This window comes from Terrabacter sp. P5_B1 (genome assembly GCF_056400505.1).
This window is the reverse complement of record NZ_JBFULD010000055.1, coordinates 1-16323: the sequence shown is the minus strand read 5'-3', so window position 1 is coordinate 16323 and position 16323 is coordinate 1. Positions and strand designations below refer to the sequence as shown.

Below are 16323 nucleotides of genomic sequence, written 5' to 3'. Positions count from 1 at the left end.
GAGTGTCGGCCCGTGATGCGGGCCAGTCCCGGCAGGACGCGCGAGCCGGAGAACCACGCGGCGTCGGACGGGTGGTGGATGAGCACCGGCGAGCGCGTCGTCGGACGCAGGACACCGGGCAGCGTCACCTCGCGACCGACGACCGAGTTGACGAGGGTCGACTTGCCCGCACCCGTCGAGCCGCCGACGACCGCGAGAAGGGGCGCGTCCAAGGACGTCAGCCGCGGGACGACGTAGTCATCGAGCTGGTTCAGCAGGCGGGTGCGCTCGCGGCGGGCCGTTGCAGCGCTGGGCAGGTCGAGCGGGAGGGTGGCGTCCGAGACGGCCGAACGCAGGGCCTGCACCATCGAGAGGAGCCGCTCGTTGTTCGCTCCGGAGTCAGCCGCCACGCGGGCCATCCTCTCCTGTCAGCGGGAACACGCCAAACCGAGAGGAACCGCCACCTCAGGTCTCGGGCAGCGCGTCGGGCCGGGCGGCCGGTGGTCGGGCCCCTTCGCGGAGCTCGGCCTGCACGGCTCGGGCGATGTTGCCGTGGACGTGGTCGGCGCCGAGCCGGTCGAGGACACCGTCGAGCTCGAGCGTGGCGCGCACCGCCGCCTTGAGCCTGGCGAGACGCAGGACGACGTGCGAATCCTCGGCGAGGCCGACCACGTCAGCCATCTTGGCCGACCCCTGCGAGTCGATGAAGTCGATGCCGCCGCAGTCGAGCACGATGCCGAAGACCCCCCGGTCCGAGTGGATGATCTCCCTGACCCGGTCCTCGAGGGCGTCGGAGGTGGCGAAGAACAGGCCGCCGTCCATCCGGATCACCACGATGCCGGGCACGAGCTCGCCGTCCGGGTGGTCGCTGAGGTCGCGGAAGACGTCGGTGCCGGGCTCGCGCGCGAGGGTCGGGATGTGCGGCCTCGTCGCTACCTTGACGAGCCAGAGGATCGAGAGGGCCACACCGATGAGGACACCGGCCAGCACGCCGAAGACGAGGGCACCCAGCAGGGCTGCGACGGCCACCCCGAAGTCGAACCGCTTGACCCGGAAGAGCCGCCTCATCTCCGGGAGGTCCATCATGCCCATGACGACGGCCTCGATGATGATCGCGGCCAGCACCGCCTTCGGCAGGCCGGAGAAGAGCGGCGCCAGGAGCAGCAGGGTCAGCAGGACGGCGAACCCGGTGGTGAGCGAGGCCAGCCCCGACCTGGCCCCGGAATGGTCGTTGAGCGAGCTCGCAGAGAGGCTCGTCGAGACGGGCATCCCCTGCAACAGGCCGGACCCGGCGTTGGCGAATCCCTGAGCCACCGACTCCTGGTCGACGTCGATCTGGTAGCGGTGCTTGGCCGCGAACGCACGAGCGTCGCCGGCGGTCTGCGAGAAGCCGATGAGCACGAGGGCGAACGCCGCGACGGCCCCGACCCCGACGTGGTCCCACATCAGCCGCACGTCGGGAAGGACGAGGGACGGGAGGCCGCGCGGGACGTCTCCGACGAGCGCGACGCCGCGGTCACCGAGGCCCAGGAGCCAGGATGCGAGCAGGCCGCCGACCACGAGCACCAGCGCCCCCGGCACCTTGGGCGCGACGACACGCAACCCGAAGACGACGGCGAGCGAGATGCTGCCGACCACGACCGTCGTGCCGTGCGCCTCGCCCAGCGTCGTCAGCCACGACCACAGCTCCAGCAGGGGGTTGCTGCCCGAGACCTTCGTGCCGGTGAGCTTGGGCAGCTCGCCGATGACGACGTCGAGCGCTGCCCCGAAGAGGAATCCGGTGACGACGGCCCTCGAGAGGAACTGCGCGATCCACCCCATCTTGAGCACCGCGACGAGCAGGTAGATCAGTCCCGACGCGAGCGTGATCCCGGCCACGAACGATGCGACGGCCTTCTCGTCGACGATGCCGGCCGCGAGGACGGCGCTGGCCGCGACGGCCGCCAGTCCGGAGCTCGGCCCGACCGAGATCTGCCGGCTCGTGCCGAAGATCGCGTAGAGGATCGCGCCGGCCGCCGCGGCATACAGGCCGTTCTGCAGGGGGATCCCGGCGATGCCGGCATAGCCGAGGTTCTTCGGGACGACCAGCGCGAGGACGGTCACCCCGGCGATCAGGTCGCCCCGCAACCAGCTGCGGTCGTAGGTGCGCAGCCAGCCGACGATGGGAACCAGGCTCGTTCCCGTGGTCCGACCCGTCATCCGCCCGCCGCCCGTCCGTCAGGGCACGCGGCGGCCACTACGCGGGACCGGGTGCGCTCTCGCGCGTCGGCTGACGGTTCCATGATGGCAGCAGACGGCACGCTGTCGCGGGAGTTTCGACCGGGCCGGCGCCCGGGGAACGAGAACGGCGCCCCCGGCAGGACTCGAACCTGCGACCAAGAGATTAGAAGGCTCTTGCTCTATCCGCTGAGCTACAGGGGCTGGTCACCCGATCCGGGCGCGGTCCAATGATAGGCATCCGGCCGTGGCCGTCCGCGCCCGAGGAGGGCCGTGACACGCCCACGACGCCGAGGTGGAGATGGTGACAGACAACGGCGCCAGCCCCGCGCAGCCAGGTCGGCGTTTCCCGTGCTGCGGCGAGGCCGCCTCTCATCCCATGAGGGTGAGGACCGCCCGTCCCGGACGGGTGACCATCGAAGGGCGATCTTCCCTCACGTCGCACCGACGGGCTCTCGCGCGTGATGGGTGACATCCGCTCGTGACGATGGGGACAGCCATGAGAGCTGATWCAGGGATCGGCCCGCTGTACCCGACCACAGCTGCGGCCGAGCAGGACGCGACGCGACGGCCGGGACGGCTGCGGATCCCGAATCCGCCGACGCCGCTCGTCGAGCGACGGCGACTTCTCGACCGCCTCTCCCACGCCGTCGACACGGCGCCGCTCACGGTGTTGTGTGCGCCGGCCGGCGCGGGCAAGACGGTGCTCGTGTCCCACTGGGCCAGGACCGTGTGCCCGGTGCTGGGGTGGATGACGGCCACCGAACGCGACAACGACCCGCGCGCCTTCTGGTGGCACGTGCGGTCGGCCCTCACCGAGGGCGGTGCCGTCCGGGTCGGCTCGAAGGGCACGCTCTTCCCCGGGGCGGACGACGTCGACCTGCTGGCCGACCACCTGCTGCACTCGGGGAGGACCGTCGTCCTGGTGATCGACGGGGCGGAACGGCTCGGTGCGCGGGCGGCCTTCAAGGGCCTCGCAGAGCTGGTCGACGGTGCCGGCGGGCTCCTCCGGGTGGTGCTGACCTCCCGGCACCAGCCGCCGATGCCGCTGCACCGTTACCGGCTGGAGGGCACCGTCGCCGAACTGTGCCAGGCCGATCTCGACTTCACGAAGCCAGAGGTCACGGAGCTGCTCGAGCGTCTCGCCGGGCACGCGGATGACGAAACCGTTCGAGGCGTTCTCCGGCGCACGGAGGGCTGGGCGGCCGGTGCCAGAATGGCGGCGTTGGCGCTGCGGCCGGACTGCGACGGCGCGACCCTGGAGCGGCTCGCCGCCGACTACCTCCGTGCAGAGGTGCTCGACTCGCTCTCCGCCGCCGAGCAGGACCTGCTGATGCGGGTGACGATCGTCGCGGAGGTCTCCCCCGAGCTGGCTGCGGCGCTGGCCGGGCGGCGCGACGCCGACACGACCCTCAAGGAGCTGGCGCAGCGAAACGCCTTCGTGCAGAGCGTCCCGACCCGCCCCGGCCACCACCGGTTCCACCCGCTCCTGCGTGACCTGCTCGCGACGCGACGTGCAGCGACTCAGGAGGGCACCGACCGCGACCTGCATCGCATCGCCTCGGAGTCCTTCGGCACGGCGGGGCAGTTGGTTCCGGCGGTGGAGCACGCTGTCGCGGCCGGTGACTGGGAGCGGGCCGCCGCGTGGACCGTCCGGCTCATGGGCCTGGTCGACCTCATGCTGTCGACGCCCGAGGGCGCCGCCCTCGCAGACCTGTTTCGGGGCCTGCCGGCTGCGGGCGGCCCCGACGTCAGGCTGGTCCGCGCCGCCCTGGCACTGGGACAGGGCGACTCGGCCCGCGCCGTCAACCAGCTGTCCGGCGAGCACTCGTCGAGCGAGGTGGAGGGCGATGCCGGACGGCTCGTGTGGGCAGCCATCCTGACCGCCCGGCTCAGCGGCCTGACGGGCGACGTGGCGGCCACACTGGAGGCGGCGGCGCGCGCGCGAGAGACGTTCGCGATGACCGAGGGCGGCGCGGCGCCGTCGCTCGGCTCGCTCACCGCGCTGGTCAGGTGGTCGGAGGGGACGGCATACGTCCACGCCGGGGGCCTCGATGCCGCTTCCGCCGCTCTGGAGGACGCAGCGGCCGTGGCGGCCGGCGGGGACCGCGACCAGCTCACCGTGCACTGCCTGTCGATGCTCGCGCTGGCCGAGGCGTGCCGGGGACGGCTGACGCGCGCCCGGGAGGTGGGTGATCGCGCTGAGCAGGTCCTGCTCCCCCACGTCGAGCGAAAGCGAGTCGCCCCGTGGGGGCCGGCCGGTGCAACGGCGCGCCCGGCCGGGCTGGACCTTGCCGATGCCTGGGTGTCGCTGGACCGACAGGACCTCCCGCGAGCCGCGCACGCGCTCAGCAGGGCCCGCCGCGCCGACAACCGAGCGGATCCGCAGCTGCTGCACTGGATCTCCTTGCTGTTGCGAGCGCGGCTCAAACGCGACCACGGAGAAGGTGTGGGTGCACGTCGTCTGCTGCAGCACGCCGACTCCCGGGTCGGCTGGCTGCGCCGTCAGTTCGACGAGGAGGCGGCCGCCGTCGGCCCGCCCGCCTCGGTCGCCGAGCTCTCGAGAGACCGGGCCCCCTCGGACGGCGCCGACGAACCGGTCCCTGGCCCCGTCTCAGAGACGCACGAGGTCGAGGCCATGCTCGAGTCCGCCCGGATCCTCTGGATCCGGGGAGACCAGCGGGCCAGCCGTTCCGCCGTCGCAGCGGCGCTCGATCGCGCGCGGGGAGAGCGGCTTCGCCGACCCTTCGCCCATGCCGCGCCGGAGGTCCGAGCGATGCTTCGCGACGACGCGGAACTGCGGTCCCGGGCGGACTGGCTGCGCCCCGATCGCACGACTGCCCCGGAGGAGAGCCACCGGCACACGGAGCCGGTGCCGCTCGTCCAGGAGCTCTCCGAGCGGGAGATCGAGGTGCTTCGTCACCTGTCGGCTCTTCTCACGACCGAGGAGATCGCCGCGGAGATGTTCATCTCGGCGAACACCGTGCGGACTCACATCCGCAGGATCTTCGGCAAGTTCTCGGTCTCCCGACGCCACGAAGCGGTGCGCCGGGCTCGCGAACTCGACCTGGTCTGAGGACGACCCATGACATCGAGCACCCTGGCTGCCTCCGCAAACCTCGTCGCGGCCGTCGATCCCGTCCCCTGGGCCCGAGCGCAGATGGCGTTCACCCTCGCCTTCCACATCATCCTGGTGCCGCTCGGGGTCTCCTGGGCGTTCATGACCCTGGTCGCCAACTACCGCGGCATCCGGCACGGCGACGCCGCCGCTCTGGTGCTCGCGCAGCGCTGGTCCAAGTACATGGCCCTGACGTTCGCCGTCGGAGCGGTCACGGGAACCGTGCTGAGCTTCCAGTTCGGGCTGCTCTGGCCCCGCTTCATGGGCGCGTGGGGCCAGGCGTTCGGGGTGCCGTTCGCCTTCGAAGGCCTGTTCTTCTTCGCCGAGGCGATCTTCGTCTCCGTGTACATCTTCGGCTGGCGCCGCCTCAAGCCGTGGATACACTTCTGGACCGGAGTGCCGATCGTCGTCGCGGGCCTCGCCGGGGCCGCCTCGGTGGTGGCGGCGAACGCCTGGATGAACGCACCCTCGGGCTTCACGCTCGACTCGAACGGCACCCTCGTGGCCGTCGACCCGATCGGGGTCATCTTCAACGCCTCGATGCCGTTGCAGGCCGCGCACATGCTCGTCGCGGCCTACCTCGTCGGCGGCTTCCTCATCGCGTCGGTCTACGCGACGGCCATGCTTCGAGGCCGCACCGACCGGTACCACCGGCTGGGCTTTCTCATCGCCTTCACCGTGGCCGCTGTGATGACCCCGGTGCAGATGGGAGTCGGCGACGCACTGGCTCGGTGGGTGTACGTCAACCAGCCGGTCAAGTTCGCCGCCATCGAGCTCGTGCCGACGACCGGCTCGGACGTTCCCGAGACGCTGCTCGGTCACCTCGACCAGGACGGCACGGTCTCTGGCGGGATCCCGATCCCGGGCCTCGCCTCGTGGCTCTCCAACCCCAGCACCGGCAAGGCCACTGTCGTGCAGGGTCTCGACAGCGTCCCGACCGACGACCGCCCCACCATCCGCGAGACCGACACGGTCCATCTCGCGTGGGACATCATGGTCGGGCTCGGCACGCTGCTGTTCCTGCTGTCGGTCTGGTACGCGGCGAGCTGGCTCGTGCGCCGGCGGATGCCCCGGAGCAGGTGGTTCCTGCGTGCCGCCGCGGCGGCAGGGGTGCTGTCCGTGGTCACGCTCGAGGCCGGATGGGTCGTGACGGAGGTCGGCCGCCAGCCGTGGATCGTCTACAACCTCATGAGGGTCGAGGATGCCGCGACCACGAACAGCGGGGTCTGGGTCACGTTCCTGTCGATCGTCGTCCTCTACACCGCCCTGGGAACGACGACCATCCTCGTGCTGCGCGCCATGAGCCGGCGGTTCCGGCGGGCCGGGGGCTTCGTCGAGAGCGACACGCCGTACGGGCCGCGACCGTCGGACGCGACGGCGCAGGGCACGTCGGCCGAGACGTCACGGCCGGAGCCGGTGCCATGACCACGGCCGTCGCGATCGTGCTGCTCCTGGCCCTCGTCGCGTATGCCGTCTTCGGGGGTGCCGACTTCGGCGCGGGCTTCTGGGACCTGACCGCGGGCGACGCTCGCCGCGGCAGGCGTCCACGCGCCCTCATCGAGCGGTCCATCGGGCCGGTGTGGGAAGCCAACCACGTCTGGCTCATCTTCATCTTCGTCGTGACCTGGACCGCCTTCCCGCCGGCCTACCAGTCGATCGCCTTGACGATGTTCGCGCCCCTGACGATCGCTGCGCTCGGGATCGTTCTGCGTGGAGCGGGCTTCGCCTTCCGCAAGGGCGTCGACCAGGTGCGGTACAAGCGCGTCTTCGGCGGCGCCACCGCCCTGTCCTCGGTGCTCGTGCCGTTCTGCATGGGCGCCATCGCGGGTGGCATCGCATCCGGTCAGGTCCCGGCCGGCGGCGAGGCGGGCGACCCGATCCAGAGCTGGCTCAACCCCACGTCCTTGGTCACCGGCGTGCTCGGCGTCGTCCTCGCGGCATACCTGGCCTCGGTCTTCCTGGTCCAGGAGGCCGAGCGGACCGATCCGGGCCTCGTGGACCACTTCCACCGCCGCGCCGTGGCTGCAGCCGTCGTCGCCGGGGTGGTCGCGGTCGTCGGCCTGGTCGTCCTWCACGGCCGGGCGCCGTACGTCTTCGAGGGCCTCACGACGCGGGCACTCCCGCTTCTCATCCTCTCCGTCCTCTGTGGAGCAGGGGCCCTCGTGCTGCTCGCGCGCCGAGCCTCGCGAGGTGCGAGGGCGCTTGCGATGCTCGCCGTGGCGAGCGTCATCATCGCGTGGGGCATGGCCCAGTGGCCGTACATCCTGCCTCAGACGCTGACGTTCTCCACCGCTTCGGCCCCGGCCGGCACCCTGACGGCACTGGTGGTCGCGACGGTGGCCGCCCTGCTGCTCGTGGTGCCGGGTTTCGTCCTGCTCTACGTGCTGGACCAGCGCGGCCTGCTTCCCGACGAGGGCATCGAAGACGTGGGCGACCTCACCGTCGACGGGCCACGGGAGTGAGCCACCGACGAGGCCGGGGCATTCATCTGCGGCGGGGGATGCCACCTGCCGCCAAACCTTCGATGGTGGAGGCACATGCGCCTTCCCGAACACCGACTTGAGGAGCCCTCGTCGTGAGCACGATGACGTCACCCTTCCCACCCATCGCCGACTACGCGTTCCTGTCCAACTGCCACACGGGTGCGCTCATCGCGCCGGACGGCTCGGTCGACTGGCTCTGCGTTCCGGCCTTCAACGCGGCCAGCTGCTTCGGCAACCTGCTCGACCGCGGCGCAGGCTCCTTCCGGTTCGGCCCCTATGGCATCAACGTGCCGAATGCCCGGACGTACGTTCCGGGCACCAATGTCATGACGACCACGTGGCACACCCCCAGCGGCTGGCTCGTCGTCCACGACGCGCTGACGATGGGGCCCCGACAGGGCCCCGACACGGTGACGCCCCACACCCGGCCCCCGACGGACGAGGACGCGGACCACATGCTCGTGCGGTTGGTCGAGTGCATCGAGGGGTCGGTCGAGGTCGAGCTCGTCTGCGAGCCCGCGTTCGACTACGGACGTGAGGTGGCCCAGTGGACGGCGGTGGGCGACGGGGACCACGCGGCCGACGCGACCGGCGCCGGGCAGGTCTTCCGGCTCAGCACCGACCTGCTCGTCGGGATCGAGGGCGGGGCGGCCCGCGCCCGGCACGTGCTGCGCCAGGGCGAGAAGGCGTTCTGTGCCCTCTCCTGGGCCGAGGGCCTCGCCTCGCCGAGGGACACCGCCGACGCCGAGGCACGGATCGAGGGGACCGTGCGGTTCTGGCGGGGATGGCTCTCGCGGGCCCGCGTACCGGACCACCCGCTGCGGCGCTCCCTCGAGCGGTCGGTCCTGACGATCAAGGGCCTCACGTACATGCCGACAGGAGCGACGGTGGCCGCGCTGACGACCTCGCTGCCGGAGACCCCCGGCGGTGAACGCAACTGGGACTACCGCTACACGTGGATCCGCGACACGACGTTCACGCTGCAGGCGCTGCACTACATGAACCTCGACTGGGAGGCGAACGAGTTCATGCAGTTCGTGGCCGACCTCGAGCCCAACGCCGACGGCGCGCTGCAGATCATGTACGGCATCGACGGCCAGCGGGACCTGACCGAGACGACTCGGGAAGACCTCGGTGGCTACGAGGGCGCCCGGCCGGTACGCATCGGCAACGGGGCCTTCGACCAGCGCCAGAACGACGTGTTCGGCGCGGTGCTCGACTCCCTGCTGCTCCACACTGCGCGGAGCAAGCACCTGCCGTTGCGGCTGTGGCCCCTCGTCCAGTCGCAGGCCGCCTGCGCCACGGCGGTCTGGCGCGAGCCCGACCAAGGCATCTGGGAGGCGCGCGGCGAGCCGCAGCACTACGTCTCCTCCAAGCTCATGGGCTGGGTCGCCCTCGACCGCGCGGCCCGGCTGGCCGAGATCCGCAACGACGAGATGCTGGCCAAGCAGTGGCGGACGACCGCAGACGAGATCCGGGACGACATCCTGACCCGCGGCGTCAGCGAGCGCGGGGTCCTGCGTCAGCACTACGACACCGACGCCCTCGACGCCTCCACCCTGCTGGCCCCGTTGTTCGGCTTCCTGCCAGGCACCGACGAGCGGATCCGCAACACGGTCGAGGCGATCGACAGCGAGCTGACCGAGCACGGCTTCGTCCTGCGCTACCGGACCGACGAGACGGACGACGGACTCGCCGGCAAGGAAGGCACGTTCCTCATCTGCTCGTTCTGGCTGGTCTCCGCGCTCGCCATGGTCGGGGAGATGGAGCGGGCCCGGAATCTCATGGAGCGCCTGTTGCGGATCGCCTCGCCGCTGGGCCTCTACGCCGAGGAGTACGAGGTCGAGCGTGCCCGGCACCTCGGCAACTTCCCGCAGGCGTTCTCCCACCTCGCGCTGATCGAGGCCGCGGGGCGCATCATCCTCGCCGACTTCCGGGAGGAGTTGTCGCTGTGACGGAACAGCCCGCGGAGAGCCCGCACGTCGTCGTGCTGGGCGGTGGCCTGGCCGGGGTGGCCTGTGCCCACCGCCTGGGTGACGAAGGCGTACGCGTGACACTCATCGACCGAAACGACTACCACCAGTTCCAGCCGTTGCTCTACCAGGTCGCGACCTCGCAGCTGCCGGCGGAGGACATCGCCCGTCCGCACCGGGTCATCTTCCGTGACTACCCGACGGTGGACGTCCGGGCCGAGGAGGTCACCTCGATCGACGTCGAGGACCGCAGTGTCACGCTCGCCAGCGGGGAGAGGGTCGCGGGATCGCATCTGGTGGTCGCGGCGGGTGGCCAACCAGAGTTCTTCGGCGTCCCTGGCGCGGCGGAACATGCCTACCCGCTCTACTCGGTCGTGGACGCCGAGCGGCTCCGGCGCCACCTTCGGGCGCTGCTGGAGGCCGCCTCCGGCTCAGGGGGCGCCGACCCCGCCGACCCCCTCGACTCGCTCGACGTCGTCGTCGTCGGCGGCGGAGCCACCGGAGTCGAGGTCGCCGGCGCGCTCGCCGAACTCATGACCGCGCTGGCCAAGACCGGGGCGGTCCCGCGCCCCGGACAGGTCACCCTCGTCGACCGCGGCCAGACGGTGCTGAGCGCCTTCTCGCACCGGTCGCACAAGTACGCCCACAAGCGACTCACCCACGAGGGCGCCGTGCTCCGGCTCGAGACCGGTGTCAAGGCCGTGCACGCCCACGGCGTGGACCTCACCGACGGCACGACACTGCACACGCCCACGGTGGTCTGGGGCGGTGGAGAGTCGGCCGCACCGGTCGTCACGGGCAGCGGACTCGCCACGGGTCGCGGCGGACGACTGGAGGTCGAGCCGGACCTCACCCTGCCCGGACACCCGCAGGCGTATGCCGTCGGGGACGTCGCGAACATCCCAGCGGCGGGTGGTGGGACCCTCCCTCAGCTCGGGTCGGTGGCCCAGCAGTCGGGCCGGTGGGCCGCGGACAACATCCTGCACGGGCTGCGCGGCCAGGAGCGAGCTCCGTTCCAGTACAAGGACAAGGGGATCATGGCCATGATCGGCCGCAACGCCGCCGTCGCGGAGGTCGGCCGCCACCGCCACCAGGTCGAGGGTCCGGTCGCCTTCGCTGCGTGGCTCGGCGTCCACGCCATGCTGCTCAGTGGCGCGCACAGCAAGACCGACGCCTTCCTGTCCTGGGGCTGGGACTACTTCGACCGCGACCATGCCGCCATCGTCGAGGGCTCGTCCACTCCCAAGCGCATCGCCTGGGGCGACGAGGACAGCGACAAGCCGACCATCCGCGTCGAGCCGGGCGTCCCGCCCACCTCCTGAACCGACTCACCTCAAGGAGTCCGACCATGGACGACCACTACGACGTCATCATCGTGGGATCCGGCGCGGGCGGGGGCACGCTTGCTCATCGGCTCGCGCCCTCGGGAAAGCGCCTGCTCATCCTCGAGCGAGGCGACTGGCTGCCTCGCGAGCCGGAGAACTGGGACGCCGAAGCAGTCTTCGTCGACAACCGGTACGTATCACCTGACCGGTGGTACGACGGGGACGGCAAGGCGTTCCAGCCACAGGTCCACTACAACGTCGGCGGCGCGACGAAGTTCTACGGGGCCGCCCTGTACCGCCTGCGTGAGCGGGATTTCGGCGAGCTGAAGCACCACGACGGCATTTCTCCCGCCTGGCCCATCGGCTACGACGTCATGGAGCCGTACTACACGCAGGCGGAGGAGCTGTACCAGGTCCACGGTGCTCGTGGGGAGGACCCGACCGAGCCGCCAGCCTCGGGGCCCTACCCCTTCCCTCCCGTCTCGCACGAGCCGCGCATCCAGAAGCTCTTCGACGACATGGTCGCCGTCGGGCTCCACCCCTTCCATTCCCCTTGCGGCGTCATGCTCGACGAGAGTCACCCGGCGTTCAGCGCCTGCATCCGCTGCGCGACGTGTGACGGGTTCGCCTGTCTCGTGCACGCCAAGGCGGACGCGGAGGTCATTGCGGTTCGTCCCGCGATCCAGCGCGACAACGTCACCCTGGTCCGCAACGCGCAGGTCCACCGGCTCGAGACCGACGAATCTGGGCGGACCGTCACGTCGGTCGTGGCCGACGTCGAAGGGCACGAGCAGCGGTTCAGCGCCGACCTGGTGGTCTTGTCCGCCGGGGCGGTCAACTCCGCCAAGATCCTGCTCGCCAGCGCGAACGACCGCCACCCGAACGGCTTGGCCAACGGCTCGGGCCAGGTGGGACGCAACTACGTGTTCCACAACAGCCGGGCGTTCCTGGCGGTGTCGACCGAGAAGAACGACACCCGGTTCCAGAAGACGCTCGGTCTCAACGACTACTACTTCGGAGACGCCGACTTCGGCTACCCGATGGGCAACGTGCAGATGGTCGGCAAGTCGTCGGCGCCGATGTACCGCGGCGAGAAGCCGATCGAGACCAAGCTCGCGCCGACGTTCGCGCTGCGAGACGTCGCCGAGCACGCCGTCGACTTCTGGCTCTCGGTCGAGGACCTGCCCGACCCGGACAACCGGGTGACCCTCGACAAGGACGGCGACGTGCACCTGCGCTACCGGCCCAACAACCAGGAGCCGATGGAGCAGCTCTACCGCCGCGTCCAGAAGCACCTCAGCCACCTCGGGATGCACCCGCRCCACCTGATCCCGCGGGACGTCTACATGAAGAACGACATACCGGTGGCCGGCTGCGCGCACCAGGCGGGCACGGTGCGGTTCGGGACCGATCCGGCCACGTCGGTGCTCAACGCCGACTGCAGGGCGCATGACGTGGACAACCTCTACGTCGTGGACACGGGCTTCTTCCCCAGCATCGGCGCGGTGAACCCGGCCCTCACCGCGATCGCGAACGCGCTTCGCGTCGGGGACCACCTGCTCGATCGGCTCACCGGGCTCGAGACGGGACGACGTGCCGGACAACCGGCCGCTGGACCTGCCTGAGGCGACCCGGGAGTGCCTCCGCGCCCTGGTTCAGGTCACGGCAGGCGGCCGGTCACGAGGTGATCCACGGTTCGTGCCAGCCGCCGTGCCCGGCGGTCACGGCGTCAGCCTCCGCGGGCCCCCAGCTCCCGGGTGCGTAGGGGTGCACCGGGGTCGGCGCGTCCAGCAGCGGCTGCATGATCCGCCAGGTCTCCTCCACCGCGTCCTGCCGGGTGAAACGGGCGGTGTCCCCGGCCATGGCCGCGCYGAGCAGGACCTCGTACGGCGTCGGACCCTCGCCGCCCTCCTGCGCGAACTCCATGTCGAGGGTGATCGGTCCGACCCTCGCCTGGTCGGCGCGGTGTGCGTCCACCTGGATCCGGATGCCGGTGGAGGGGTCGAGCTTCACGACGAGCATGTTCGCCTCGGGTGTGAAGTCCGCCCCGCCGAACCCCAGTCGTGGCGGTCGCCGGAAGACGAGCCTGACCTCGGTCTGCGTCACGGGGAGCAGCTTGCCGGTGCGGATGAAGAACGGCACGCCCGCCCATCTCCAGTTCTCGATGTCGAGGCGGAGGGCGGCATACGTCTCCGTCTGCGAGTCGGGCGCGACACCGTCGATGTCGCGGTAGCCCGAGTGCTGCCCGCGCACGTAGTGGGCCGGGTCGGCCTCCTCGATAGCCCGGTAGAGCGCGACCTGGGACTCCTTCAGGGTCAAGGGATCCCCGCGCGACGGTGGCTCCGCCGCTGCGGCCGCCACCACCTGCATGAGGTGGTTGACGACGACGTCGCGCAGGGCACCGACCGGGTCGTAGAAGTGGCCGCGGTCCTCGACCCCGAAGTCCTCAGCCATGGTGATCTGCACGCAGTCGACGTACTGCCGGCTCCAGATCGGTTCGAGGATGGCGTTGGCGAAACGCAGCTGAAGGATCTCGCCGAGCCCCATCTTCCCCAGGTAGTGGTCGATCCGGAGCAGCTGGTCCTCGCGGATGTAGCTGTGCAGCTCCTCGGCGAGCGCCCGCGCCGACTGCCGGTCATGGCCGAAGGGCTTCTCCACGACAACCCGAGCGTCGTCGGAGAGGCCGGCCTCGGCAAGTCCCTTGACCACCCGACCGAACAGGAACGGCGGGATCTCGAGGTAGAACACCGGGGTATGCGCTCCGGCGATCGCCTTGCCCACCGCCGCATACGTGTCGGGCGAGTTGAAATCACCGCTGACATACGACAGCCGCGACACGAGCCGGTCGAAGACTGACGGGTCGAGCGTCTCCCCCGTGGCCTCGATCGAGGTCCGGGCGCGCTCGGTTAGCTGCTCGAGACTCCAGTCGTCGACGGCCACGCCGACGATCGGACAGTTGAGCAGCCCGCGGCGCTCCAGCCGGTACAGCGACCTGAAGGTCATGACACGGGCGAGGTCGCCCGTGATGCCGAAGACGACGAGCGCGTCCGCGTGCTTGTGCTCGGTGGTCGGTGTCGAGGTCATCAGATTCGTCCTCCGTCATGGCACGGGCGGCCACACCTACGGCGCTGGCCGCTCGCCCCGGTCTCTGCGCACGGTCTCACCCTCACGACGATGTCCGACGTCGCCGGTTCGTGCGTCATCCGCCCCGGATGAATTCGAGGGCGCGCGACGCAGCGTGCGGCGGGTTCTCCCCGGCCGGAGAGCGGCTCAGGTGACCGGCGAGCCGACGAAGCCACGGCGATGCGCCGTGATCGCCTCGAGCAGCACCATCTCCCGCTCCGAGGCCCCGTCCTCGGCCGTTCCGCGGACGAGTCGGGACCGCAGCAGGGCGAGGTCGCTCGCGCTGTCCTGGAACGCGTCCATCGAGCGCCTCGCCGGACGGCCACCGTTCTGCCCGGCCCAGGCCCGCGCGGCGCGGCGCAGCCGAAGGTTCGAGAGCATCGCGACCTCGGCGTGGGTGAGCCACCCGGCGTCCGCGTACGGCGACAGGTACTGCCCGATGAGGCGGCCCTCGCGACGCCGGAGCCAGAAGAGGAATCCGATGAAGGCGAGGAAGATCGGCACCTGGTAGGTCACGTACGCCGCGAAGAACCCGTCCAGGCCGGCCAGGGCGGAGAAGTTCCAGGCGGCATGGAGCAGCATCGCGCACACCCATCCGGTGAGGATCGCCACGACGCGCACGACCGGGCGCCGCGCGGTCACGGCGATGCCGATGCCGATGCCGGTGAGCGAGGTGAAGAGCGGGTGCCCGAAGGGGCCCATGAGCCCGCGGACGAGGAATGTCGACGTGAGACCCTCGCTGCCGTACTCGTTGTAGGCCTGCCCGAGGTAGAGGATGTTCTCGCTGAAGGCGAAGCCCGCACCGATGAGACCGGCGTAGACGATGCCGTCGATGATGCCGTCGAACTCGCGGCGTCGGAGCAGGTAGATGAGCAGGATGCCCAGTCCCTTGAGGGTCTCCTCGGTGATCGGCGCCAGGTAGACCGCGCCCGTCGCGAGCGGGTCGGTCCACCGTGCCTCGACGAGGAGCTTGAGCCCGAAGGTGTTGAGGAAGAAGGCGCCGACGACGGCGACCAGGGCTCCCCACAAGAAGGCGAAGAYGATGTAGCGCACCGGCTCTGCCTCGTACCGGTCGAGCCAGAGGAACGTCGGCACGATGACGAGCAGCGGGATGACGGCCATCAGCACCGACGTGGTGAGCGTCTGCGTCGTCAGCCGCTCACCGAGGATGCCGAGCAGGATGAGCAGGCMCACGAGGAAGAGGGAGGCCGCGACGCCGATCGTCAGCGCCGTGCGCAGCATCGGCCGCCGGGTCGGGTTGCGCACCGAACTCCATTGCTGCGTGGGCCCGTCCGGGTTTGCCCCCGGACCTGGTGTCGTCACGTCCCCTGAAGTCATGAGGGCAGGCTAGTGCAGGGGCGCTCCCCCGCACCCGGACGTGCGCCCGCGCGACGCGGGTGGCCCCGTCGCCCTCAGCCTCTATGGTGGAGCGGTGAGCGACACCAACCACCGAGCCATCGCCGACCGGATCATCTGGATCGACTGCGAGATGACGGGACTGTCCCTGAAGTCCGACGCCCTGGTGGAGGTGGCTGCCCTCGTCACGGACTTCGAGCTCAACCAGCTCGGCGACGGCATCGACGTCGTCGTCAAGCCACCGGCCGAGGCGCTCGAGCAGATGGACGACTTCGTCCGTGACATGCACACCACCTCCGGCCTCATCACCGAGCTCGACTCCGGGGTGACACTGCAGGAGGCCGAGCACATCGTCCTCGACTACGTCCGCACGTTCGTCCCCGAGCCGCGCAAGGCCCCGCTCGGCGGCAACACGGTGGCCACCGACCGGGGGTTCCTCTCGCGGGACATGCCCGTGCTGGAGTCCTACCTGCACTACCGGATCATCGACGTCAGCTCGATCAAGGAGCTGTCGCGCCGCTGGTACCCCCGCGTCTACTTCAACGCGCCCAAGAAGTCCGGCGGCCACCGAGCCCTGGCCGACATCCGCGAGTCGATCGCCGAGCTGCGCTACTACCGCCAGGCCGTCTTCGTCCCGCAACCGGGCCCCGACAGCGCCACCGCGAAGGCGCTCGCGACGCCCCACGTCATCGAGCACTGACCCGTCCGCCCCGCCGGACGGCATACGACCACCGAGGGCGTATGCCGTC

11 protein-coding genes and 1 tRNA gene are annotated in these 16323 nt (G+C 70.6%); 7 read left to right on the top strand and 5 right to left on the bottom strand.

Annotation, left to right across the window (positions count from 1 at the left end; genetic code table 11):
• The 3 genes from AC1DP0_RS06350 to AC1DP0_RS06340 all read right to left on the bottom strand — a co-directional run.
• Window positions 1-347, bottom strand: a 347-nt coding sequence (locus AC1DP0_RS06350; protein ID WP_478083024.1) for a dynamin family protein, incomplete at its 3' end; no start/stop codon positions are given.
• A 97-nt stretch (window positions 348-444) separates the two neighbouring features.
• Window positions 445-2178, bottom strand: a complete 1734-nt coding sequence (locus AC1DP0_RS06345) for a SulP family inorganic anion transporter (protein WP_478083022.1) — start codon at window positions 2176-2178, stop codon at window positions 445-447.
• A 149-nt stretch (window positions 2179-2327) separates the two neighbouring features.
• Window positions 2328-2400: transfer RNA gene (locus tag AC1DP0_RS06340), tRNA-Arg, on the bottom strand.
• 295 nt (window positions 2401-2695) lie between these two features.
• Between AC1DP0_RS06340 and AC1DP0_RS06335 the strand changes: the two genes are divergently transcribed.
• The 6 genes from AC1DP0_RS06335 (at window position 2696) to AC1DP0_RS06310 (ending at window position 12720) form a co-directional block, all read left to right on the top strand.
• Window positions 2696-5272, top strand: coding sequence for a winged helix-turn-helix domain-containing protein (locus AC1DP0_RS06335; RefSeq protein WP_478083021.1), 2577 nt, complete (start codon window positions 2696-2698; stop codon window positions 5270-5272).
• Window positions 5273-5281: 9 nt separating this feature from the next.
• Complete coding sequence (locus AC1DP0_RS06330; RefSeq protein WP_478083020.1) at window positions 5282-6739, top strand: cytochrome ubiquinol oxidase subunit I; 1458 nt, start codon at window positions 5282-5284, stop codon at window positions 6737-6739.
• On the top strand, window positions 6736-7776 hold the full coding sequence (locus AC1DP0_RS06325) for a cytochrome d ubiquinol oxidase subunit II (protein WP_478083019.1): 1041 nt from the start codon (window positions 6736-6738) through the stop codon (window positions 7774-7776). The genes AC1DP0_RS06330 and AC1DP0_RS06325 overlap by 4 nt, the downstream gene beginning before the upstream one ends.
• Before the next feature lie 122 nt (window positions 7777-7898).
• Window positions 7899-9752 carry a glycoside hydrolase family 15 protein gene (locus tag AC1DP0_RS06320; protein ID WP_478083023.1) on the top strand — a complete coding sequence of 618 codons (1854 nt, stop codon included), beginning with the start codon at window positions 7899-7901 and terminating at the stop codon, window positions 9750-9752.
• Window positions 9749-11092, top strand: coding sequence for an NAD(P)/FAD-dependent oxidoreductase (locus AC1DP0_RS06315; RefSeq protein WP_478083018.1), 1344 nt, complete (start codon window positions 9749-9751; stop codon window positions 11090-11092). Before AC1DP0_RS06320 ends, AC1DP0_RS06315 begins: the two co-directional genes overlap by 4 nt.
• A 26-nt stretch (window positions 11093-11118) precedes the next feature.
• The gene (locus AC1DP0_RS06310) at window positions 11119-12720 is read left to right on the top strand and encodes a GMC family oxidoreductase (protein ID WP_478083017.1); all 1602 of its coding nucleotides are present in this window, start codon (window positions 11119-11121) and stop codon (window positions 12718-12720) included.
• Window positions 12721-12772: 52 nt separating this feature from the next.
• Here the strand turns inward: AC1DP0_RS06310 and zwf are convergent, their stop codons facing one another.
• Both zwf and AC1DP0_RS06300 read right to left on the bottom strand, forming a co-directional pair.
• Window positions 12773-14179: a glucose-6-phosphate dehydrogenase gene (gene zwf, locus AC1DP0_RS06305; RefSeq protein WP_478083016.1), complete on the bottom strand. Its 1407-nt coding sequence runs from the start codon at window positions 14177-14179 to the stop codon at window positions 12773-12775.
• A gap of 186 nt (window positions 14180-14365) precedes the next feature.
• Window positions 14366-15484 carry a PrsW family intramembrane metalloprotease gene (locus tag AC1DP0_RS06300; RefSeq protein WP_478083015.1) on the bottom strand — a complete coding sequence of 373 codons (1119 nt, stop codon included), beginning with the start codon at window positions 15482-15484 and terminating at the stop codon, window positions 14366-14368.
• 166 nt (window positions 15485-15650) lie between these two features.
• Here AC1DP0_RS06300 and orn point away from each other — a divergent pair, with 166 nt between their 5' ends.
• The gene (gene orn, locus AC1DP0_RS06295) at window positions 15651-16274 is read left to right on the top strand and encodes an oligoribonuclease (RefSeq protein ID WP_478083014.1); all 624 of its coding nucleotides are present in this window, start codon (window positions 15651-15653) and stop codon (window positions 16272-16274) included.
• Window positions 16275-16323 lie beyond the last annotated feature (49 nt).